We start from the raw sequence: 20,981 nt of genomic DNA, 5'->3' as shown, positions 1-20,981 counted from the left end.
CGGCTGACAAAGTCGCCTGTTCGACACACGACCTTGTGGGCAGTTACCTGCGACGCTTGCCCTGAGGCAAATCTGCGCCGCCTGCGACTGCAACTCGTCCTCCCATGCTGCCGGAGAACGACTGTCAAAAAACTTATTGATCCGATGTCACTACGCTTGGCTGACCCAGATTGGCCGACCTGACGCTGTTTTGCAGTTGCTGGGCTTCACCCGGCGTGTCGATCGGTCCCATCCGGACCCGATAGAGCGTTTGCTGATTGCGAGCTATCGAGCTGACGAAGACCGGCGCTCGAACCATCCCGCTCAGTTTCGACCTCAGGAGTTCCGCAGCGTCCGGGTTGGCGAAGGCTCCCACCTGGAGAAACAGCCCAGCGGCTTGTCCTGAAGCGTTTTTTTTTGCGTCAACCTGCAACGGCACGACCGGCGCAGCGTGCTGCTGGGGCGGCGGCGTGTACTGCTCGACAATTCCGGTCGAGGTGGACAGTGCCGGCGGCGTTGCCTGGGCCACGACCTGCGGCTGATTGAGCAGCAGCGGTGCCGGCCGGCCACGTTGCGCCCACCATTCCTGAGGGTCGATACCTTCAACCTTGACCCGTGCAGTGCCGGTTTCGGCATAACCGAGTTTCTTGGCGGCGGCATAGGACAGGTCGATGATGCGATCCGAATAGAACGGGCCACGGTCGTTGACGCGCAGGATCACCGTACGGTTGTTGTCCAGGTTGGTCACTTTGACGTAGCTGGGCAGCGGCAGCGTCTTGTGCGCAGCACTCATGCCGTACAGGTCGTACACCTCACCGTTGGCAGTGTTCTGGCCATGAAACTTGGTGCCGTACCAGGAAGCGGTGCCCGTCGCGACATAACGCTTGGAGTCGCTCATCGGGAAATAGGTCTTGCCCAGCACGGTATACGGGTTGGCCTTGTAGGCACCCGTGTGCAGGGTCGGCGTCGCATCGGGGATACGCGAAACATCCACGTCCCACCACGGCGCGCCGTCCTTGTGGGCCCGGTTGATGTCCAGCCCCGGCATCGAGCGCACAACGGCACCGCCTTTGGGCGACTGCGAACCGGTCGTGCGCGACGGCGAAGAGCAACTGGCGACCAGCAGCGCGAGGCCACTCAACGCCAGCAGCTTGAATGTTTGACGGATTGGCAATGCCCGCATTACTTGACGCCTCGAGCTTGAACCAACGATTCAGACAGCTGATACACGGCCATGGCGTACATCACACTGCGGTTATAACGGGTGATTGCATAAAAATTGTTCAGACCCAGCCAGTATTCAGGCCCCTTGTCACCGTCCAGACGGAACGCCGTCACCGGCATATCGTCGCGCAGCGCATCATGACTTGCCCAGCCCAACCCTCGCAACTCCCCAACCGACATTACCGGATCAAGCGCAGGACTCAAGCCCTCGTCAACCCGATCACCCCGTGCGGTCGCACGACTGACCACCTGCTGACCCGCCACCCAGCCGTGCTGCTTGAAGTAGCTGGCAACGCTGCCGATCGCGTCGTCCGGATCGGTCCAGATATTGATGTGGCCGTCGCCGTCGAAGTCCACTGCGTAGGCGCGAAAACTGCTCGGCATGAACTGTGGCAGGCCCATCGCCCCGGCGTAAGAGCCTTTCAGGGTCAGCGGATCAACCTGTTGCTCGCGGGCCAGCAGCAGGAACTCGCGCAATTCCTTGCGGAAAAACGGGGCGCGTGGCGGGTAATCGAAGCCAAGCGTCGACAAGGCGTCAATCACGCGGTAGTTGCCGGTGTTGCGGCCGAAGAACGTTTCCACGCCAATGATCGAAACGATGATCTGCGCCGGCACGCCATATTCCTGCTCGGCCCGCGCCAGCGCGGCTTCGTGCTGACGCCAGAAGTCGACACCCCGCGCAATGCGCGTATCGGTGATGAACATCGGGCGATAGTCTTTCCACTGCTTGACCCGTTCGGCCGGGCGGGAAATCGCATCGAGAATGGCCTGTTTGCGCTCGACTTCACGGAACAGGCTCATCAACTGCTCACCGGCAAAGCCGTGATCGCGGGTCATTTCACCGACGAACTCAGCCACCTGGGGAGAGCCTTCATAGTCACCGGCCAGTGCCTCTTGCACTGATCCAAGGATGCCCACCAGGCCGACCACCGGAGCATATCGAGCCCAGTTACGCATTGCTTGCATTGAATTGTTCACCTTAATCAAACCTGAGCGATCCATTTACGATGTGTGTGGATCGACATCAAAACCCCAAACGCTGACAGTAGGGTCACAAGCGAAGTTCCGCCATAGCTAATGAAGGGCAACGGCACCCCCACCACTGGCATCAGGCCACTGACCATACCGATGTTGACGAAAACGTAAACAAAAAACGTCATGGTCAACGCCCCGGCCAGCAGTTTTCCGAATAATGTCTGGGCCTGCGCAGTGATGACCAGCCCGCGACCGATCAGCAGCATATAGATGATCAACAGTGCGCAAATCCCCACCAGCCCGAATTCCTCGCCCAGTACGGCGATGATGAAGTCGGTGTGGCTTTCAGGCAGAAAATCCAGGTGCGACTGGGTGCCGAGCAGCCAGCCCTTGCCGAATACCCCGCCCGAGCCGATGGCCGCCTTGGACTGGATGATGTTCCAGCCGGTGCCCAATGGGTCGCTTTCCGGGTCCAGAAACGTCAGTACGCGCTGCTTCTGGTAGTCGTGCATAAAGAAGAACCACATGGCGACCGCCGCGGGCACAGCGGCGGCCAGCACGCTGAGAATCCAGCGCCAGCGCAAACCGGCCATGAACAGCACGAAGGCACCAGAGGCCAGAATCAGCAGCGACGTCCCGAGATCGGGCTGACGCACGATGAGAATGAAGGGCACACCAATCAGCCCCAGGCTCACCGCTACATGCTTGAGGTGCGGCGGCAGCGTGCGCTTGGACAGGTACCAGGCGATGGTCGCCGGCATGATGATCTTGAGAAATTCCGAGGGCTGAAAGCGAATCACGCCGGGAATGTTGATCCAGCGGGTCGCGCCCATCGCGTTGTGGCCCATCACATCCACGACCACCAGCAACAGGACGCCGACCACGTAAAGCACCGGCACCCAGCGCGCCATGAACCTGGGCTCCAGCTGGGCAATCACCACCATCGCGACCAGACCGATGCCGAACGAACTGGCCTGCTTGATCAGCAGGTCCCAGTTTTTGCCGCTGGCCGAATACAGCACGAACAGACTGCCTGCCGCCAGCGTCAGCAACAGGATCAGCAACGGGCCGTCGATATGAATGCGCTGCAGGAACGTGGCGCGGCGGCGCATCACGTCTTCGCTGGACAGGATGCGGTCGAAATTACTCTTCACGGGCCGCAGCCTCCAGATTCAGGGAACCGGCGTACTCAGGCTTGAGATGGCCGTTTTCATCAAGCAGCCAGGCGTCCAGGACCTGACGCACCACGGGCGCAGCCACGCCGGAACCGGACTCGCCGTTCTCGACCATCACCGCCACGACGATTTTCGGGTTGTCGGCTGGCGCAAACCCCACAAACAGGGCATGGTCGCGGTGACGCTCTTGCACTTTGGTGCGGTCGTACTTCTCGCCCTGCTTGATGGCGACGACCTGAGCCGTACCACTTTTGCCGGCAATCCGGTATTGCGCACCGATGGCGGCTTTGCGCGCCGTACCGCGGGCACCGTGCATCACTTGCTGCATGCCGTGGTTGACGCGTTCCCAATTGGCCGGGTCCCGCAACACGATGTTCGGCATCGGGTTCTCGTCAACGGGCGCTTTGCCTTCGATGGTCCTGGCCAGGTGCGGACGGTTCCACACACCTTTGTTGGCGACCAGTGCGGTCGCCTGCGCCAGTTGCAACGGGGTCGCCTGCATGTAGCCCTGGCCGATCCCGAGAATCAGGGTCTCGCCCGGGAACCAGGCCTGACGGCGCGTGGCGCGCTTCCACTCACGGGACGGCATGAGGCCGGGCGATTCCTCGAACATGTCCAGCGACACTTTCTGCCCGATGCCGAACTTGTTCATGTAGGTCGAAAGCCGGTCAATACCAAGTTTGTGCGCCAGATCGTAGAAATACGTGTCATTTGACCGCATGATCGCGGTATCCAAGTCCACCCAGCCATCACCGGTGCGGTTCCAGTTACGGTATTTATGGTCATAGTTCGGCAACTGGTAATAACCGGGGTCAAACACCCGCGAACCGGGGGTCACGACACCGGCGTCCAGCCCGGCAATTGCCACCGCAGGCTTGATCGTCGAACCGGGCGGGTACAGGCCACGAAGGATGCGGTTGAACAGCGGCCGGTCGATGGAATCCCGCAGCTCGGCGTACGCCTTGAAGCTGATGCCGGTCACGAACAGGTTGGGATCGAAACTGGGTGCGCTGACCATCGCCAGCACTTCTCCGGTCGAAGGGTCCAGCGCTACCACGGCGCCACGGCGTCCGCCCAGTGCGGCTTCGGCGGCTTCCTGAAGATTGATGTCCAGGCTCAGGACGATGTCCTTGCCGGGAATCGGATCAGTGCGCTTGAGCACCCGCAACACACGGCCACGGGCATTGGTCTCGACCTCTTCGTAGCCGACCTGACCATGCAGCTCTGGCTCGTAGAAGCGTTCGATACCCGTCTTGCCGATATGATGGGTGCCGCTGTAGTTGATCGGGTCGAGGCTCTTGAGCTCTTTTTCGTTGATCCGCCCCATGTAGCCGACCGAGTGCGCAAAGTGCGGCCCCTGCGGGTAGTGCCGGACCAGTTGCGCCACCACTTCGACGCCTGGCAGGCGGAACTGGTTAACGGCAATCAGCGCGATCTGCTCTTCGCTCAATTCAAACAGAATCGGAACGGGCTCGAAGGGACGTCGCCCCTGCTTCATGCGTTTTTCAAAAATGATGCGGTCATCAGGGGTGAGCTGCAGGATGTCGACAATGGTGTCGAGCACGCTGGACCATTCACCAGAACGCTCACGGGTCATGGTCAGACTGAAACTGGGCCGGTTATCGGCGACCACAACGCCGTTGCGGTCGTAGATCAGCCCCCGGCTGGGCGGAATGGGCTGAACGTGAACGCGGTTGTTTTCCGACAGCGTCGAGTGGTACTCGTACTGGATGACCTGCAAATAATACAGACGCGCAATCAGGACGCACACCAGCAACACCACCGCCACAGCACCGAACACGACCCTGCCGCGCACCAAGCGTGCGTCTTTTTCGTGGTCTTTGAGGCGGATCGGTTGAGACATTTAGGCCGTGTTCACAATAAAGACGATGCTACTTGTGATAAGGATGCCCGGACAGAACTGTCCAGGCGCGATACATCTGCTCGCCGATCAGAATGCGCACCAGCGGATGCGGCAACGTCAGCGGCGACAGCGACCAGCGCTGCTCACTGCGCGCACAGACTTCAGGCGCCAGCCCTTCGGGGCCACCCACCATCAGGTTCACCGTACGCGCATCGAGACGCCAGCGATCGAGTTCGACCGCCAGCTGTTCGGTACTCCACGGTTTGCCATGCACTTCCAGGGTGACAATCCGCTCGCCCGGCTGCACCTTCGCCAGCATCGCTTCGCCCTCCTGACGGATAAAGCGTGCGACATCGGCGTTCTTGCCACGGGTATTAAGCGGGATTTCCACCAGTTCAAGCGCAAGCTCGGAGGGCATCCGTTTGGCGTATTCGTGCCAACCTTCTTCCACCCACTTGGGCATGCGCGAACCGACAGCGATCAGACGCAAACGCACATCAAGGCCTTATTCGTGGCCTGGGGTGTGGTGTGCAGCGCTGGCAGCGCGGCTCAGCTCGGCGCCTTTCCACAGACGCTCCAGGTCGTAGAACTGGCGCGCCGCAGCGGTCATCACATGGACAATTACATCACCCAGGTCCAGCAGAACCCAGTCGCTGTCGCCCTTGCCTTCTTCGCTCAGGGATTTCAGGCCGGCAGCCTTGACCTTGTCGCGAACGTTGTCGACCAGTGCGTTCAGCTGGCGGTTGGAAGTACCGGTGCAGATCAGCATGTAATCGGCGATGCTGGTTTTGTCACGCACGTCGATGGTCAGAATGTCGCCACCCTTGACCTCTTCCAGGGCTGCAATCGCAACCTGCACGACTTCTTCACTGCTCATTTTTTGCTTTGTCATATAAAACTCATTCAGCTCGTATGTGTGGGACCGCCCAAACGCTTATCGATAAAAGCAATTTCAGGGCGACCCATCCGTGTTCGGCGCACGGTAAAGCCCGTGCGCATCGATATAGGCCAGTACCGCGTCTGGCACCAGAAAACGTACCGACTTACCGCTGGCCAGCAGTTGACGGATCTGGGTGGCAGACACCGATAAAGGCGTCTGCCAGACGAATGTAATCTGTCCGCCCGGCCCTTTCAGGGCCTTGGGGTCACTGACCGCGCGTGCCGCCAGCAGATTGCGCATGGCATCCGGCGACTCGCTGTCTGCGTCCGGGCGTTGCAGCACCACGATATGGCAGTGCTCCAGCAGTTCTTCCCACCGGTGCCAGGTCGGCAGCCCGCAAAAGGCATCCCAACCCAGCAACAGGAACAACTGGTCCCGAGACGCCAGTTCAGCGCGCATCGATTCCAGTGTGTCGAGGGTGTACGACGGTTTGTCCCGCTTCAGTTCACGGTCATCCACCGTCAGGGGCGACACGCCTGCAACCGCACTGCGGACCATCGCCAGACGGTCCTGAGCCGTAACGCTCGGCATGTCACGATGCGGTGGCCTGGCGCTGGGCGTCAGGCGCAACTCATCGAGTTCCAGCAACTCGGCCACTTCGAGCGCACCGCGCAAATGGCCGATATGAACCGGGTCGAACGTGCCCCCGAGCATGCCGATACGTCTGGGCAACGCGGTCATGGGGCTGCTCAAGTCAGGCTTGTCCGCGCAATTGGCCATCGCCGATCACGATGTACTTCTCGCAGGTCAGCCCTTCCAGCCCCACAGGGCCGCGGGCGTGCAGCTTATCAGTAGAAATGCCGATCTCGGCACCCAATCCGTATTCGAAACCATCCGCGAAACTCGTGGGCGCATTGACCATGACCGAACTGGAATCGACCTCGGCCATGAACCGGCGAATCTGGCTCTGGTGATCGGAAACGATGGCGTCGCTGTGGTGCGAGCCGTAGTGGTTGATGTGCTCGATGGCTTCGTCCAGCCCCGACACCACGCGAATTGACAGGATCGCCGCCAGGTATTCGGTGTGCCAGTCTTCTTCGGTGGCCGGGATAACGTCGATCAGGTCGCGGGTGCGGTCGCAGCCTCGCAACTCGACGCCCTTCTCGCGAAACTGTGCCGCCATCGCAGGCAGGAAATCGGCCGCGACGGTCTGATCGACCAGCAGGGTTTCCATTGCGCCGCAGATACCGTAGCGGTAGGTCTTGGCATTGAAGGCAATCTTCTGCGCCTTGGCCAGGTCGGCATGGGCGCTGACATACACGTGGCAGATGCCGTCCAGATGCTTGATGACCGGCACGCGGGCGTCGCGACTGACGCGCTCGATCAGCCCCTTGCCGCCACGCGGGACGATGACGTCGACGTATTCGGGCATGGTGATCAGCGCGCCCACGGCTGCACGGTCAGTGGTTTCGACCACTTGCACCACGGCAGCCGGCAGCCCGGCCTCGGCCAGACCGCGCTCGATGCAGGCCGCGATGGCACGGTTGGAATGTATGGCCTCGGAACCGCCACGCAGGATGGTCGCATTGCCCGACTTCAAGCACAGACTGGCCGCATCGATAGTCACGTTCGGACGCGATTCGTAGATGATTCCCACAACGCCCAGCGGCACACGCATCTTGCCGACCTGAATACCCGACGGCCGATAACTCATGTCGCGGATCGCGCCGACGGGGTCTGCCAGACCGGCGACCTGACGCAACCCGACGATCATGCTGTCGATGCGTGCGGGGGTCAGCGCCAGACGTTCCAGCATGGCCGGCTCAAGGCCATTGGCCTGACCATTGGCCAGGTCCAGCGCATTGGCAGCAGACAGCTCGGCGCGGGCTTCGTCCAGCGCGGCAGCGGTGGCTTGCAGGGCGCGATTCTTCTGCGCGGTGCTGGCACGACCGATCACGCGCGAGGCTTCGCGGGCGGCGCGACCCAGGCGGGTCATGTAGTCAAGAACGGACTCAGTCATGGTCTCAGAGGTCTTGGCGAAGAGGAAAGCGGTCGATTATAGCTGTCGTGCCGCACGAACGACAGCGCAGACAGGCGGATGGTCGATATCAGTGCGCAGATTTATCTCACACAGCGGTGCCCGTCACTTCAGCACCGTCCCTGTGGCCAACGGTATCGCAAAGCGACAGCCGTACGAGAAGCACAAAACGAAGCTGGCCGGCTTGTCACGATTCGGTCATTTTCAGAAACAACAAAGTTTTTAATACCGACACATTCAGCTGCAATTAAAGTTGTGCTTGTTATGATCAGGCACCTTTTCCACGTACCCGCCTGACTATGCCTGTTGCCCTTCCTGACGCTTTTTTCCAACGCGACGCACAACTGCTTGCGCGTGACTTGCTGGGCAAGGTCATCCGCCACAAGGTGGGCGAGCTGTGGCTGGCCGCCCGTATCATCGAAACCGAAGCGTATTACTGCGCCGAAAAAGGCAGCCACGCCTCACTGGGCTACACCGAAAAGCGCAAAGCCTTGTTCCTCGAAGGCGGCCACATCTATATGTATTACGCGCGCGGCGGCGACTCGCTGAACTTCAGTGCCGAAGGGCCGGGCAATGCGGTGCTGATCAAATCGGCGTTCCCCTGGACCGACGCGACCAGCGACCAGAACGCGCTGGCACACATGCAACTGAACAACCCCGACGCCAGCGGTGCAATGCGTCCGGCGCACCGGCTCTGTGCGGGTCAGACGCTGCTGTGCAAGGCCCTTGGCCTGAAAGTCCCCGAATGGGACGCCAGGCGTTTCGACCCTCACAAGCTGCTGGTCGAGGATGTCGGCCAGGCGCCCGAGTGCATTATCCAGACCACCCGCCTGGGCATCCCCAGCGGACGCGACGAACACTTGATGTACCGCTTCGTGGATTCGGGCTATGCCCGTTTCTGCACACGGAACCCTCTCAGACGCGGCCAGGTCGAAGGCCGCGACTACCTACTTCTCGATCAAGGAAACTGACCCATGGGCGACCTGCTCAATGGCATGACCGGCTGGCTGACGGCAAACCCTTCCTGGGTGGCGGTGGCGATCTTTTTAGTCGCCTTCACTGAATGTGTCGCCATTGTCGGCATCGTCGTGCCGGGGACAGTGATCATGTTCGCCATTGCAGCCCTCGCCGGTAGCGGCATTCTGCCGTTGAGCGAGGTGCTGTTGCTGGGGTTTCTGGGCGGGCTGCTCGGGGATGCAGTGTCTTACTTCATTGGCCGACGCTTTCATCAGAACATCCGTCAACTGCCAGGCCTGCGCACGCACCCGGAGTGGATGGCCGGCGCCGAAAACTACTTCCATCGTTACGGTATCGCGAGCCTGCTGGTAGGCCGTTTTATCGGACCTTTGCGGCCGATGCTGCCAATGATCGCCGGCATGTGCGACATGCCGCTGCCGCGCTTTATCGCCGTCAGCGTGCTGGCCGCCGCAGGCTGGTCGATTGCCTACCTGATGCCGGGCTGGGCAGCTGGTGCGGCCATTCGCCTGCCGCTGCCGGAAGGTTTCTGGCCTGAAGCGGCGGTGGTCGGTGCCGGGCTGGCCATTCTGTTCGGGCTGAGCATTCAAAGCAGCATTCGCCAGAAACGTTACGCGACCAAGCTGATTTCCGGGCTCAGCCTGACGCTGGTTGCCGCGCTGTTCATCGGCTGGCCTTACCTCGCAGATTTCGACAACGGCCTGATGACACTCATTCAGGAACACCGCAGCGAAGCGGCGCAGAACATCGTGCTGTTTGTGACCAGCATCGGCGACTTCAAGGCCCAATTGCTCGCGGCGTCTTTGCTGATCATCGTCCTGGCGGTTGCCAGACAATGGCGCCATGCGGCTTTCGCTCTGGCGGCCACGTTAGGCACCGCCGTCGCCAACGGCGTGCTGAAAACATTTTTTGCCCGCGCCCGTCCGGACGTTCTGGTCGACCCGCTGACCACTTACAGCATGCCCAGCGGACACAGCTCTGCGGCTTTTGCGCTGTTCATGACGCTTGCAGTGCTGGCCGGACGCGGCCAGCCGGTCCGCTTGCGCCTGACCTGGATGCTGGTGGGCGGCATTCCGGCACTGGCGATTGCCTTGTCGCGGGTTTATCTGGGTGTCCACTGGCCAACGGATATCCTGGCGGGAATGCTGCTGGCGTTCTGCGTCTGCGCCGCCAGCCTGGCCTTCATTCAACGCAAGCAAGCCCTGCCGGCCATGTCGGTGCGGGTCTGGTGGCTGATCGTACCGGCAATGACCGCGCTGCTCGGTATTTTTGCGGTGCGCGCCCTGTCCCACGCAGTGCTGCGTTATCAGTACTGATCAGCACCGGATCAATAGCGTCAGCCAACTGACTGAGCCAACTGACTGAAAAGTGCCTGCACAAGCGGGCACTCGTTCTCAAATCTGGCACCTTGCCAGTGCGCTTCCGAACCGTTGACTACACTCCCCTCACACGGGTGAGTGAGCGACGGCGTTGCCGAAGGAGTGCTGATGTCCCACCTGAATCGTTATGCGACGTCAGCCGCCCGGCAGCGCGGCGCCATCGGCCTGACGGCGGCGCTGACCCTCGGGCTGGCGCTGCTGTGTGCGCTGGTGGTGGTGGACAGCGGCAGGCTGTATCTGGAGAAACGCTCGCTGCAGCGAATCGCGGACATCGCCGCGCTGGAAGCTGCCGGGCGCAGAGGCACCTGCAGCGGCGCGGCCACCGCACCCGAATACGCCAGTCAGAGCGCCACGCGTAACGGCTTTACGCCTAACTCCGGCGGGCGAACACTGGTGACCCGGTGCGGCGCGCTGTCCCTGGGCATTCAGAGCCAGCGTGTATTTGTTGCCGATTCCACTCAGACTCAAGCCATTCAGGTCGTCGCCGCGCACCCGGTGCCGCGCAGTATTGCAGCCGGTATCGGCGCCCTGTTCGACAGCACGCCGACCCCGGTGGACATCACCCTCAGCGCCACGGCGGTCGCCGCGAGCGCTGCACCGCTGGCGGCACTGACCATTCGCAGCGCTGCCTTGACGGTGGACAGCACCCGGGCAGCCATTCTGAACCCGGTCATTGGCAGTCTTTTGGGCGGCTCTCTCAACCTCAGCGTCGCCAACTGGCAAGGCATCGCCAGTACCGACGTGAGCCTGCTGAACTACCTGAACCGGCTCAAGACCGACCTTAATATAACGGCGGTGGGCTACAGCGACGTGCTTGCCACCTCCGTTTCGGTCAGCCAGTTGATTCAGACTGCCATCAACGTGCTTGACCCCAGCGGCACATTGAGCGGCACGGCCACCATTGCGGGCCTGAACGCGTTGAAGCTGGCCACCGGCACCACCAAGGTGGTACTGGGGGAGTTGCTGTCGATACAGGGAAGCTCGGATATCGCAGCCTTGAACACCAACCTGCGCCTGATCGACCTGGTCCAGGGACTCGCGCAACTGGCCAATGACAAGAATGGCATTTCGGCCGCGACGCAGATCAATGTGGGGGGCCTGGCGCAAGTGACGACGCGCATTCAGGTAATCGAACCGCCTCAGCTGTCAGCCATCGGCGACCCCAGCAAGATCGACCCGCTCAACCCCAAGACCGGCGCCAACCGGATCTACGTGCGGACCGCGCAGATGCGTGCGCTGGTGTCGATCAATCTGCCGATGCTGGGCACTATCACCTCGCTGGTCAACACCACCACCTCGGTGGTTGGCAGCCTGACGCCTATTCTCAATAACGCCTTGAGCCTGAACATCGCAGGTGTGCTGGGTTCCACCACCTGCGCGCTGGGCCTGACCAGTTGCATGGTCACCGACTTCAGGTTTTTGACATCAGGCACGTCGTCCAGCGCCGGACCGAAAATAGACCTCAGCCTGTCGCTGGCCAGCGCCGACAGTTATGTCACCGGTTTTACTTGCACCAGCAACACCCACAAAACCCTCAACGTTCACACCGAAGCGGCGTTGCTCAGCGCCAAGATCGGACTGATCACGGATGCCAATGCCTTCCCCGCCAGCACCGACCCGTCAGCCGTCACTGCACGGCCCCTCCCGGTGCTCGACATCGGCACCCAGATCTGCCAGAAAATACTTACCGTGGGAAGTTGCACCGCGCGCACCCCCTTTGGCGGTGGCGGCATCGGCCTCAGCTTCGACACCGTCAGCCAATCGCCGCTGAGCGGTTCGGCGGCGACCGACCGGACCTTCAGCTCACCCGGCCTGCCGGAGATCACCCAGTTCCCGTACTTCCAGCCAGGTATCGCCACCACGCTGCCCAGCAGCGTGCTGAACGGCGTGGTATCGGGCGTCAAGGTGGATGTCTACAAGCCTGCAACCAGTACCGTGCTGGGCAATGTCATCACCGGGGCGGCGTCAGTGCTGAGCAGCCTGACCCTGGCGCTGGGCGGTATCGTCGAAAGCACCCTCAAGCCGCTGCTGACGTCGGTGGTCGACCCCTTGTTTCAGTCCCTTGGGCTGGGCGTGGCGCCAGCGGATGTCGGCGCCAATTTGAGCTGTCATCTGGGTCAGGCGACGCTGGTCATCTAGACCGGCCATTCAGACCGCATTGAATATCGGCAGCTCGATGCTGAAGCGAGCGCCCTCGTCCACATTGCTGACACTGAGCTGCCCGCCCATCTGATCGACAATGCCGTAGCTGACGGACAACCCCAGGCCGGTGCCGACGCCCACCGGCTTGGTGGTGAAGAACGGCTCGAAAATACGCTCCAGTAAACGCGGGTCAATACCGCCGCCGTTATCCTGGACCACTAGCCGGATGATGTTTTCATCGCGCTCGGCGTCGACACTGATCCACGGCTCGAAATCCCGGTCCTTTTCCCGGCGCGACAGCAAGGCGTCGCGCGCGTTGACCACCAGGTTGATCAGCACCTGTTCGAGCTGATCGACATGCCCCCGGACCTGCACGGCGTCGATCATGCTTCCGACCCGCAACTGCACGCCCCGGCCTTTCATGCCTTCGGCGAGCATCGAGATCGTGCCCTCCACCGCCTGCGCCGGGTCGAACAGTTGCTCCTCCACTTCGGAACGCCGACCGAACACACGCATGTGGTCGACCACTCGAGCGGCGCGCTGCACCTGGGCATCGATACGGTTGAGCTTTTCGGTGAGGTAGTCGATATCCACCTCGCCCCGGCCCAGGCGCTTGAGGACGTTGACCACCGCCATGCGCATGACATTGAGCGGCTGATTGATCTCATGCGCCAGCCCGGTGGACATTTCGCCAAGCGTCGCCATCTTCGCGCTCTGGTTCAACTGCATCCTGGAACGGCGCACATCGGTGTTGTCGCGGCCCACCGCCTGCACTTCGACCAGCGTGCCATGCTCATCGAAAATCCCCCGGTCGGCCCACACCCACCAGGCGTACTCGCGACCGGGCAGTTCGATACAGATTTCTTCGGTGCTCAGCGGTGCTTCCGGGGTCAACTGGCCGATGCGCCGGATGAACGCCTCGCGCTGTTCGTCCGAGAGCCAGTCCCCCAGATTGATACCGGTCAGTTGCTCCGGCGTGCATTCCATGTAGTTGGCCAGCGGGCGGTTGCCGAAACTGAGCACCAGGTCCGGGGAATAGCGGCAGATCATCGCCGGAGAGTCCTCGACCAGAATGCGGTAGCGCTCTTCACTCTGGCGCACTTGCTCGGCCGCCAGGGTGGCGTCGGTCACGTCCAGCCACAAACCGACCGCCTCCACCGGCATGCCGAGGTCGTCACGCAGCAAGCGCGCCTCGTCCAGCAGCCAGTGGTAGTTGCCACTCTTGTCGCGCAACCGGTAGCGTCGGCTGACAACACCCTCGCGTAACAACTGCCGGTTGCGCTCGAACCAGATGTCCCGGTCTTCGGGATGGATGTATTCCGCCAGTTGCCCCTCGGTGCAGTCGGCCAATGTCCAGCCCAGCAACGGCGTGAGGCTGTCGCTGAAAAAAGTCGGCTCCAGATTGCCATGGTCATAACGCTGCACGTAGATCACGGCAGGCGAACTGGCAATCAGGTTGTCCAGCCTGGCGTGCGCCGCAGCCGCTTCGGTTTCCTGATTCTTGATATCGCTGACATCCAGCATGAAACCGAGTACGCGCTGCACCTGCCCGCTGATCAACGCCTGGCCCTGAATACGAAACCAGAGAGTTTCCTGAGCGGGATCGCTTTGCACAAGACGCACGCAAAGCAACAGCGGCGTGCCTTTGTCACGCAACTGCGCCAGACGACTGGACAGCTCCTGGCGGTCAGCCGGGTGAATCAGCGCCAGCCAGTCCGCACGCGACAGGCTCTCGACCCGATTGCCGAGGCGCAGGCTGCGCGCCAGTTGCGGGGCCAGCAGCATCTCGTCACGGGCGGGAATCAACTCCCACCAGCCGGTGCCCAACAGGTCCTGAAGCACCGCCAGACGCTCTACATGATGCCGATTGTGTTGCTCGGACAAACGGAACAGCACCGGGCCGGCCAGCGCCGAGCACAGGTTCAGCCACTCGCGCTCCCCGAGGTCCGGGGCCTGCTGATGCGGATTATAGAAGCCGAACATCAGCCAGGCCTTGGCAACGTTGTCGCGGCTGTGGGGGATCAGGAATCCGTCAGCGTTGCCGAAGGCGCTTTGCAGCGCCCCTTGATCGATACCGCTGCCAAACCTTAGTTGACGCGTGGTATCGGCATCGAACATATCCAGCGCGACGCCTAATCGCTGCCCGACCTGCCACAGCTCCGGCGCCGTGTGCGCGCTGTACTGACAGTAGACGCGCCAGCCCACGCCACTGATTTCCGGCAATACCAGCGCCACGCAGGGAATACGCCAAAGCTGAGCCAGTTCTTCCAGTTGCTCGGTCACCACCGCCGTCAGACGGTCCACGCTGCACGCGCGCACACGCTCGGCCATCTGCCCGGCAAAACGCAGGCATTGCTGGCGGCTGCGGGCGGCACTGGCTTCTTCCATCAAGTCGCTGATATCGAGCAACTGCAACAGCCAGCCCTTTCCACGGGCCTGCACCCAGCCACGGGCATGCAACACAGGAGCGTCGACACTTTTGAAATCCAGGTCGAGCATGTGCCCCTGCCAATCGCTCGGCACACCTTCAATGACCAGTGCGCTGTTGGGCAACAGCAAATGCATCAATCGCTGGGTGGCAAATGCCGGTGCGACGATGCCCAGCCGCGCCGACAGGTGCGGGCTAACGCTCTGGATCCCGCCCTCGTCATCGAGCAACACGTAAAGGTCGGCACCGATCGGCTCAGGCTCGCTTGGCACGGACAACGCCTGGCTTTCGGGCGGCGCTTCGCCACGGCCCAGCCAACGGCTCAGCCGGTTCTTTTCAGGGGGCAAGTTGCAGGCTCGCTTGCGCAGTCAGGTAGGTCGGCAGACGCGGGACCTCACCGATGCCGGGCAATTTCAGCAGCGGCAGGACTTGGGTCAATCGGGTCTTGGGGTACTGGATACTCACCGTCAGCACACCGGCGGTGTACGTCACATGGGTGTGATCGGCACTGAAACCAAGCGCAGGCGGTATCCAGGACAATTGATTCATGACGACACTCTGCGCCTGGCCGACCAACAGGTCATTGTAGTTGGCCGCCGTCGGACTTAACGCCACGCTGCGGCGCACCGCTTCACTGGTGGCCGCATTGAATGACTGCATCATGAGCAACGGCAAACTGTAACTCACCATGCCATAGAACACTGAAAAGAAAATCACAAACACCGCCGCGAATTCAATAGCGGCGGCCCCCCGTTGATGACGAGTCATTGTATGTTTCGGAATGATGCTCATAGCAACGTCTACCCTGACATTTACCGCATGACCACAGCATAGATTCTTTATGGACAACAGGATGTTTTTTACGTGATGAGATTAGGGGCTCTGCTGATCTGGTTTGTAATTTGCGCTGAACAGGATGCGCGACGCAAGGAAATTTCCAACGGGCTGACCATAGGCGGTATCGCCGTGGCTGCCGGGTATTTGAGTGCCACAGGCACTACCTGGCTGGGCGCACCGGCCATTGAAGCGGGCCTGGCGCTGCTGGTGGCGCTGGCGCTCACGCTACCCGGCTACTTCATCGGCAGGCTGGGCGCTGGCGACGTCAAACTGATGACGGCACTGGCACTGGCATCGGACAGCACTTACCTGCTGGGCACTTTTATTGGCGCGGGCGTCGCACTCTTGTCGTGGCGTCTTATCGGCAGACGGGCTTGGCCTCTTATACAGCAACGGCTTACGCAACGTTACGCGTGCATGAACCCGGAAGCGTCAGACAAATACCCTTTCTCACCGTTCTTATTGATCGGCCTGTTGCTGACGGCCTGGGCACTCCACTAACCGAATGAAAAAACCAATGCTATGTACATAGTCGGAAAGTAGAGCTACGGTTAATGCCGTGCGTTGACGTAATGTCGCGTATTCCGACAGCCCCGCCCTAAGTTTGCTGAATGGATAAAGGTCACGGTGTACCGGCCTTAACAGCATGGAGTCGCGTGTGAATAACTTCCCGGACATGAAAGTTCTCGTGGTCGATGACCAACCGTTTATTGTCGAAGAACTCTGCGAGTTTCTGGAGGGCAGTGGTTATACGTGCGTGCGTTGTCACTCAAGCCTTGAGGCCATCGAGCAATTCACGCATGACGGCAGCATCGGGATCGTGCTCTGCGATCTGGAAATGCCCGGCATGAACGGCATCGAAATGGTTGAAGCCATGAAAATGACGGGGGGCAAAACGCATCTGTTCGAAGCCATCATGCTGACCGGGCAGGCTGAAAAAAAGGACGTCATCAAGGCGTTGCGGGCCGGTATCGCCGATTACTACCAGAAGCCGGTCAATCTCGACGAGTTGCTGGAGGGCGTCCAGTTACAGGCCGAAGCGCTCAACGAGCGGCAACGAAATCGCCATCAATTGGGCCTGCTCAACGAGAAACTGCAATTTCTGGCGGCCTCGATTGACGACCTTTATCAGACGATGGATAGCGCCAAGAGCAAGCCGCAGCCTGAGCGAAAAACCGAGACCCGCCCGGACAGCGATGCACAGATGTCCGTCACACTGGCCAAGCTGTCACGCCGCCAGCAGGATGTGGCGCGCCTGGTCAGCACCGGGTTGACCAATTACCAGATTGCCTGCGAGCTGGGCATTACCGAAAACACGGTAAAACTTTATGTCTCGCAGGTGTTGCGCCTCACCCACATGCATAACCGCACCCAGCTGGCACTGGCCTTTTCACCCGGCAAGTCCGTGGAACGGCACAGGCAGACCGAAAGCCAGGGCTGAACGGGTCAGGCTTCTATTTCCGTCCGAACCATGTGATACGGCACCTCCGCGAGGGCTGAATGGACCTGATTGCGGCCGGCGTGCTTGGCGCGATAAAGCGCCGTGTCGGCTTGAGACGCCAGGCTCAGGCTGTCTTCGTGTACGCCAAGGGACACCACGCCGGCGCTGAAGGTGCAGAACAGGTCCGCAGGCTGCGCCGGGTAATGAATCTCCGCAAAACGGTGGCGGATTTCGTCAAGCACCTTGTGGGCGCTGTGGATATCGGTGTCCGGCATCACCACGGCAAATTCCTCACCGCCGTAACGACCGATGAAATCGGTCTTGCGCAGGCGTTGCTTGAGAAACAGCGCGAGGCTTTTGATCACTCGATCACCCATCGGGTGGCCGTGACTGTCGTTAACCTTCTTGAAGTGGTCGATATCGAGCATGGCAAAGCACAACGGCTTGCCATCGCGTCGTGAACGAAAGCTGCAATCTTCGAGCAGTTGCAGGATATGCGTGTGATTGTAAAGCCCGGTCAGGCTGTCGCGGACCATGCGCGCCTTGAGGTTGCGAGCTCTGGCGGCGCGGTTGCGCACCGTGGTAATCAGGTGGCGCGCCTTGATCGGCTTGGTCAGGAAGTCATCGCCCCCTTCGCTCATGGCGTCGAGCTGCTTATCCTGATCATCTTCCGCCGACAGGTAAATGATCGGCACGCTGACATAGCGATCATTGTGACGAATGACCTTGGCCAGCTCGGTGCCGGTGCAGCCCGGCATGTACATGTCGAGGATGATCAGGTCCGGCTGGAACTCCGCCAGTTCGGCCATCGCCTTGATCGGGTCGAGCAGAACACGCGTAACAATCCCTGCGGCATTGAGTACCCGCTCGGTGTGCATCGCCTGAGCACGGGAATCATCGATGATCAGCACCTTGTACGGCTCGTACTGGGCCACGCAGGTCAGGACTTCAATCTTTTCCAGCAGGCTCGAGGCTTCCAGCGTGCCGGTCAAAAACTCTTCACCACCGGCCCGCACGGCAGCCAGACGGGTGGGCGTATCCGTTTCGTGAAGACTGAAAAACAGCAGCGGCAGCTTATGCTCCAGCCCCTCTTGGGCCTGCGAGGCCAGTTTCAGGCCCTGACCCGGCCCGTTGAAGTCGACATCCATGACGATCGCCGCCGGATGCCGTTGTGCCATTGCGTGCAGAAAATCGCCGACCGTGTGCAACGACAAGGCGGTCAGGCCGAAAAATTCGAGTTGTTTGGCCAGGCGCTCGGCGCGTTCGTGATCCTGGAGCGCTATATAGACAGGCTTACGCAACGGCGGCAGAGAAGTGTGCTCAAGCCTGTCGCCTTGCCGCAGCCCGGTACGCGACAGACGCTGCATCAAACGATTGAGTTCGGTGATGACGTGGCTGTTGAGCCGCCCGCGATTAGCCTCGACCGCGCCCAGCACCTGGCTGATTTCGTTCGCCAGAGTGACGTGCTCAGCCTGCTCGAAGCGCTCGGCAAAGCGCAGCAGACGCAACGTCGATTCCTTGAGCTCAGCCATGTCATCCACCGACCACTCGGCTTTTTGCAGACGTTGCCACGTCTCAAGAATCTGGCGCGCCTGATGTATGACCCGCTGTGCAAAATGATGCTTGAGGCGATCTCGGCTAGGATCTTCTGGCTCGGTCATATTCGGACTACTGTGGTTTTGCTGAGCGGTACAGCTGATGGCGCTATGCTAGCACCCCTGTTACGACACAACGATGCCGTAAGTCAGTTATTTGACAACACTTTGCTGGCGCTTGGCCATTACACAAAATCAATTGACTGATAGAAGGGAGCTATAGCTGCAAGTGATCCGCTTTCCATGTGAAAGCTGAAGCTTGATACGTGGGCACCTTGAGGTATGGTTGCGGTCGAACCCCTTGTGAAGCATTCCACTCAAGATCGAAAGGACCCTACCATGCTGGATTGGAAAAACCGCGCAGGCAGCGCGGGTGAGCGCACCGCTGACACCTCATCGGTCAAACGCCGCGGTTACCTGGGTAACCTCTTCTATAGCCGCGCGCTGGGCGCCCTGATCTTGATTTATCTGCTGGTGGCGCTGCTGGTCGGCTGGTACTGGAGCAGAGAACCCGCCTTGTTTCCGGTACAGCAGAACGCACAAGCTGCGGCCGAGCGCGAAGGCAAGCAAATGGTCATCGGCTACACCACGGTCGAGACGCTTAAAAGCGTGGCCGGCACCTTGCTCAACAAGCCAGGCGGTTACCTGCTGAACGACAAACTGCCGCCGGGCGTCTGGCTGGACAACATTCCAAGCTGGGAATACGGCGTACTGGTGCAGGTCCGAGACCTGAGCCGTGCGTTGCGCAAGGATTTCGCCCGTTCGCAGTCGCAATCGGCTGAAGACGGCGATCTGGCCCGCGCCGAGCCTCTGTTCAACGTCAAAGACGACACCTGGATGTTCCCTTCCAGCGAATCTCAGTACGCCGAAGGCATCAAGGCCCTGAGCCGCTATCAGGCGCGGTTGTCCGATCCTAATCAGAAAGGCGCGCTGTTCTATGCCCGTGCCGACAATCTGAACAACTGGCTCGGCGACGTCGGGACTCGTCTGGGTTCGCTGTCGCAGCGCCTGTCGGCCAGCGTCGGTCGGGTCAAACTCAACAGCACGCTGAAAACCGAGAGCAACATTTCGGTCAAGCCGGGTGAAGTGCCACAGGTAGACGAAGAAATCGTCGAAACGCCGTGGTTGCAGATCGACAACGTGTTCTATGAAGCGCGTGGTCAGGCCTGGGCGCTGTCGCATTTGCTGCGCGCCATCGAAGTCGACTTCGCCGATGTACTGGCCAAGAAGAACGCAACGGTCAGCGTGCGCCAGATCATTCGTGAGCTGGAAGCGTCGCAAGAACCCATGTGGAGCCCGGTCATCCTCAACGGCAGCCCGTTCGGCATGTTCGCCAACCACTCGCTGGTCATGGCCAACTACATTTCACGTGCCAACGCTGCGGTGATCGACCTTCGCCAGTTGCTGAATCAGGGCTGATGCCTATCCCACCGAACGAGGCCGCGCACCGCGCCGCCTCGGACGCCGAGCACATCGCGTGGGTCGACGAGCAGGATCGACTGCTCGGGTCTATGGTTCGCGCCGAACTGCGTGACCAGGGCCTGATCGGGCGCGGCACCTACATTCTGCTGTTCAACAGCGCAGGCGAGCTGTGCGTGCATCGACGCACCCTGAGCAAGGCCATCTATCCCGGTTACTGGGATGTGGCCGCAGGCGGCATGGTGCAGGCGGATGAGAGCTATGCCGAGTCCGCCGCTCGCGAGCTGGAAGAAGAACTGGGCGTGAGCGGTGTGCCGTTGCAGGCTCACGAACAGTTTTTCTTCGATCAACCGGGTAACCGGCTCTGGTGCGCGGTGTTTTCGGCGGTGTGGGACGGCCCATTGAGGCTCCAGCCTGAAGAGGTGCTGGAGGCGCGCTTCATGCCGGTCGCTGAAGTGCTGCGTCAGGCTGAGCAGAACCCGTACTGTCCGGACTCTCTGGCTGCGTTGAAACGCTACCTGACACACATCGCGACGGCTTAGCGATGAACGCCCGGTAAAGCGTCGGTTCAGTAATTTGGCCCGCGCGCCCCTTAGCAATCGGGCGGTTTGCCGTTACACTGCGCGACCT

Annotated in this window: 18 protein-coding genes; 7 read left to right on the top strand and 11 right to left on the bottom strand. The window is 60.8% G+C overall.

Annotated features, from left to right (window positions below; translation table 11 throughout):
* Window positions 1-133: 133 nt before the first annotated feature.
* From BW686_RS19990 to BW686_RS19955, 8 genes are read right to left on the bottom strand one after another with little or no spacing between them, the layout of a single operon-like run.
* Complete coding sequence (locus BW686_RS19990) at window positions 134-1,162, bottom strand: septal ring lytic transglycosylase RlpA family protein (RefSeq protein ID WP_084919231.1); 1,029 nt, start codon at window positions 1,160-1,162, stop codon at window positions 134-136.
* On the bottom strand, window positions 1,162-2,169 hold the full coding sequence (mltB, locus tag BW686_RS19985) for a lytic murein transglycosylase B (RefSeq protein ID WP_084919230.1): 1,008 nt from the start codon (window positions 2,167-2,169) through the stop codon (window positions 1,162-1,164). Before mltB ends, BW686_RS19990 begins: the two co-directional genes overlap by 1 nt.
* 17 nt (window positions 2,170-2,186) lie before the next feature.
* Window positions 2,187-3,290 (bottom strand): rod shape-determining protein RodA, encoded by a 1,104-nt coding sequence (gene rodA, locus BW686_RS19980; RefSeq protein WP_179149329.1) that lies wholly within the window; start codon window positions 3,288-3,290, stop codon window positions 2,187-2,189.
* Window positions 3,291-3,321: 31 nt separating this feature from the next.
* The gene (mrdA, locus tag BW686_RS19975) at window positions 3,322-5,217 is read right to left on the bottom strand and encodes a penicillin-binding protein 2 (RefSeq protein WP_084919228.1); all 1,896 of its coding nucleotides are present in this window, start codon (window positions 5,215-5,217) and stop codon (window positions 3,322-3,324) included.
* Between the two features lie 28 nt (window positions 5,218-5,245).
* Window positions 5,246-5,713, bottom strand: coding sequence for a 23S rRNA (pseudouridine(1915)-N(3))-methyltransferase RlmH (rlmH, locus tag BW686_RS19970; protein WP_002555336.1), 468 nt, complete (start codon window positions 5,711-5,713; stop codon window positions 5,246-5,248).
* A 9-nt stretch (window positions 5,714-5,722) separates the two neighbouring features.
* Window positions 5,723-6,109: a ribosome silencing factor gene (rsfS, locus tag BW686_RS19965; protein WP_084919227.1), complete on the bottom strand. Its 387-nt coding sequence runs from the start codon at window positions 6,107-6,109 to the stop codon at window positions 5,723-5,725.
* Window positions 6,110-6,169: 60 nt separating this feature from the next.
* Window positions 6,170-6,829: a nicotinate-nucleotide adenylyltransferase gene (gene nadD, locus BW686_RS19960; protein ID WP_179149328.1), complete on the bottom strand. Its 660-nt coding sequence runs from the start codon at window positions 6,827-6,829 to the stop codon at window positions 6,170-6,172.
* A 22-nt stretch (window positions 6,830-6,851) separates the two neighbouring features.
* Window positions 6,852-8,117 (bottom strand): glutamate-5-semialdehyde dehydrogenase, encoded by a 1,266-nt coding sequence (locus BW686_RS19955; protein WP_084919226.1) that lies wholly within the window; start codon window positions 8,115-8,117, stop codon window positions 6,852-6,854.
* Between the two features lie 317 nt (window positions 8,118-8,434).
* On the opposite strand from BW686_RS19955, the gene BW686_RS19950 reads away from it, so the two are divergent.
* The 3 genes from BW686_RS19950 to BW686_RS19940 all read left to right on the top strand — a co-directional run bounded on the left by BW686_RS19950 (window position 8,435) and on the right by BW686_RS19940 (window position 12,628).
* Window positions 8,435-9,106: a DNA-3-methyladenine glycosylase gene (locus tag BW686_RS19950; RefSeq protein ID WP_084919225.1), complete on the top strand. Its 672-nt coding sequence runs from the start codon at window positions 8,435-8,437 to the stop codon at window positions 9,104-9,106.
* Window positions 9,107-9,109: 3 nt separating this feature from the next.
* Complete coding sequence (locus BW686_RS19945; protein ID WP_084919224.1) at window positions 9,110-10,426, top strand: bifunctional DedA family/phosphatase PAP2 family protein; 1,317 nt, start codon at window positions 9,110-9,112, stop codon at window positions 10,424-10,426.
* A gap of 171 nt (window positions 10,427-10,597) precedes the next feature.
* Window positions 10,598-12,628 (top strand): pilus assembly protein TadG-related protein, encoded by a 2,031-nt coding sequence (locus BW686_RS19940; protein WP_084919223.1) that lies wholly within the window; start codon window positions 10,598-10,600, stop codon window positions 12,626-12,628.
* Window positions 12,629-12,637: 9 nt separating this feature from the next.
* On the opposite strand, the gene BW686_RS19935 is transcribed toward BW686_RS19940, so the two are convergent.
* The gene (locus BW686_RS19935; RefSeq protein ID WP_179149323.1) at window positions 12,638-15,406 is read right to left on the bottom strand and encodes a PAS domain-containing sensor histidine kinase; all 2,769 of its coding nucleotides are present in this window, start codon (window positions 15,404-15,406) and stop codon (window positions 12,638-12,640) included.
* On the bottom strand, window positions 15,396-15,851 hold the full coding sequence (locus BW686_RS19930) for a TadE/TadG family type IV pilus assembly protein (RefSeq protein ID WP_084919222.1): 456 nt from the start codon (window positions 15,849-15,851) through the stop codon (window positions 15,396-15,398). Before BW686_RS19930 ends, BW686_RS19935 begins: the two co-directional genes overlap by 11 nt.
* 75 nt (window positions 15,852-15,926) lie before the next feature.
* Between BW686_RS19930 and BW686_RS19925 the strand changes: the two genes are divergently transcribed.
* Window positions 15,927-16,397, top strand: a complete 471-nt coding sequence (locus BW686_RS19925; RefSeq protein ID WP_084919221.1) for an A24 family peptidase — start codon at window positions 15,927-15,929, stop codon at window positions 16,395-16,397.
* Window positions 16,398-16,542: 145 nt separating this feature from the next.
* Window positions 16,543-17,337 carry a response regulator transcription factor gene (locus tag BW686_RS19920; protein ID WP_179149322.1) on the top strand — a complete coding sequence of 265 codons (795 nt, stop codon included), beginning with the start codon at window positions 16,543-16,545 and terminating at the stop codon, window positions 17,335-17,337.
* 5 nt (window positions 17,338-17,342) lie between these two features.
* Here BW686_RS19920 and BW686_RS19915 read toward each other — a convergent pair whose 3' ends face one another.
* On the bottom strand, window positions 17,343-18,998 hold the full coding sequence (locus BW686_RS19915; protein ID WP_084919220.1) for a response regulator: 1,656 nt from the start codon (window positions 18,996-18,998) through the stop codon (window positions 17,343-17,345).
* Window positions 18,999-19,271: 273 nt separating this feature from the next.
* On the opposite strand from BW686_RS19915, the gene BW686_RS19910 reads away from it, so the two are divergent.
* Together BW686_RS19910 and BW686_RS19905 are read left to right on the top strand one after the other, a co-directional pair.
* The gene (locus tag BW686_RS19910; RefSeq protein ID WP_084919219.1) at window positions 19,272-20,351 is read left to right on the top strand and encodes a DUF2333 family protein; all 1,080 of its coding nucleotides are present in this window, start codon (window positions 19,272-19,274) and stop codon (window positions 20,349-20,351) included.
* Window positions 20,351-20,893, top strand: a complete 543-nt coding sequence (locus BW686_RS19905) for an NUDIX hydrolase (RefSeq protein WP_084919218.1) — start codon at window positions 20,351-20,353, stop codon at window positions 20,891-20,893. The genes BW686_RS19910 and BW686_RS19905 overlap by 1 nt, the downstream gene beginning before the upstream one ends.
* Window positions 20,894-20,981: the final 88 nt, after the last annotated feature.

The sequence above is a fragment of the Pseudomonas syringae genome (genome assembly GCF_002157375.1).
Lineage (GTDB): Bacteria > Pseudomonadota > Gammaproteobacteria > Pseudomonadales > Pseudomonadaceae > Aquipseudomonas > Aquipseudomonas syringae_T.
The sequence above is the reverse complement of the archived record's forward strand: the minus strand, read 5'-3'. Positions and strand labels throughout refer to the sequence as shown.

Coding starts and splice junctions, on each gene's coding strand:
- BW686_RS19990 (WP_084919231.1), bottom strand. CDS start 1,162: ATGCGGGCATTGCCAATCCGTCAAACATTCAAGCTGCTGGCGTTGAGT.
- mltB (WP_084919230.1), bottom strand. CDS start 2,169: ATGCAAGCAATGCGTAACTGGGCTCGATATGCTCCGGTGGTCGGCCTG.
- rodA (WP_179149329.1), bottom strand. CDS start 3,290: ATGCGCCGCCGCGCCACGTTCCTGCAGCGCATTCATATCGACGGCCCG.
- mrdA (WP_084919228.1), bottom strand. CDS start 5,217: ATGTCTCAACCGATCCGCCTCAAAGACCACGAAAAAGACGCACGCTTG.
- rsfS (WP_084919227.1), bottom strand. CDS start 6,109: ATGACAAAGCAAAAAATGAGCAGTGAAGAAGTCGTGCAGGTTGCGATT.
- BW686_RS19955 (WP_084919226.1), bottom strand. CDS start 8,117: ATGACTGAGTCCGTTCTTGACTACATGACCCGCCTGGGTCGCGCCGCC.
- BW686_RS19950 (WP_084919225.1), top strand. CDS start 8,435: ATGCCTGTTGCCCTTCCTGACGCTTTTTTCCAACGCGACGCACAACTG.
- BW686_RS19945 (WP_084919224.1), top strand. CDS start 9,110: ATGGGCGACCTGCTCAATGGCATGACCGGCTGGCTGACGGCAAACCCT.
- BW686_RS19940 (WP_084919223.1), top strand. CDS start 10,598: ATGTCCCACCTGAATCGTTATGCGACGTCAGCCGCCCGGCAGCGCGGC.
- BW686_RS19930 (WP_084919222.1), bottom strand. CDS start 15,851: ATGAGCATCATTCCGAAACATACAATGACTCGTCATCAACGGGGGGCC.
- BW686_RS19925 (WP_084919221.1), top strand. CDS start 15,927: ATGAGATTAGGGGCTCTGCTGATCTGGTTTGTAATTTGCGCTGAACAG.
- BW686_RS19920 (WP_179149322.1), top strand. CDS start 16,543: ATGGAGTCGCGTGTGAATAACTTCCCGGACATGAAAGTTCTCGTGGTC.
- BW686_RS19915 (WP_084919220.1), bottom strand. CDS start 18,998: ATGACCGAGCCAGAAGATCCTAGCCGAGATCGCCTCAAGCATCATTTT.
- BW686_RS19910 (WP_084919219.1), top strand. CDS start 19,272: ATGCTGGATTGGAAAAACCGCGCAGGCAGCGCGGGTGAGCGCACCGCT.
- BW686_RS19905 (WP_084919218.1), top strand. CDS start 20,351: ATGCCTATCCCACCGAACGAGGCCGCGCACCGCGCCGCCTCGGACGCC.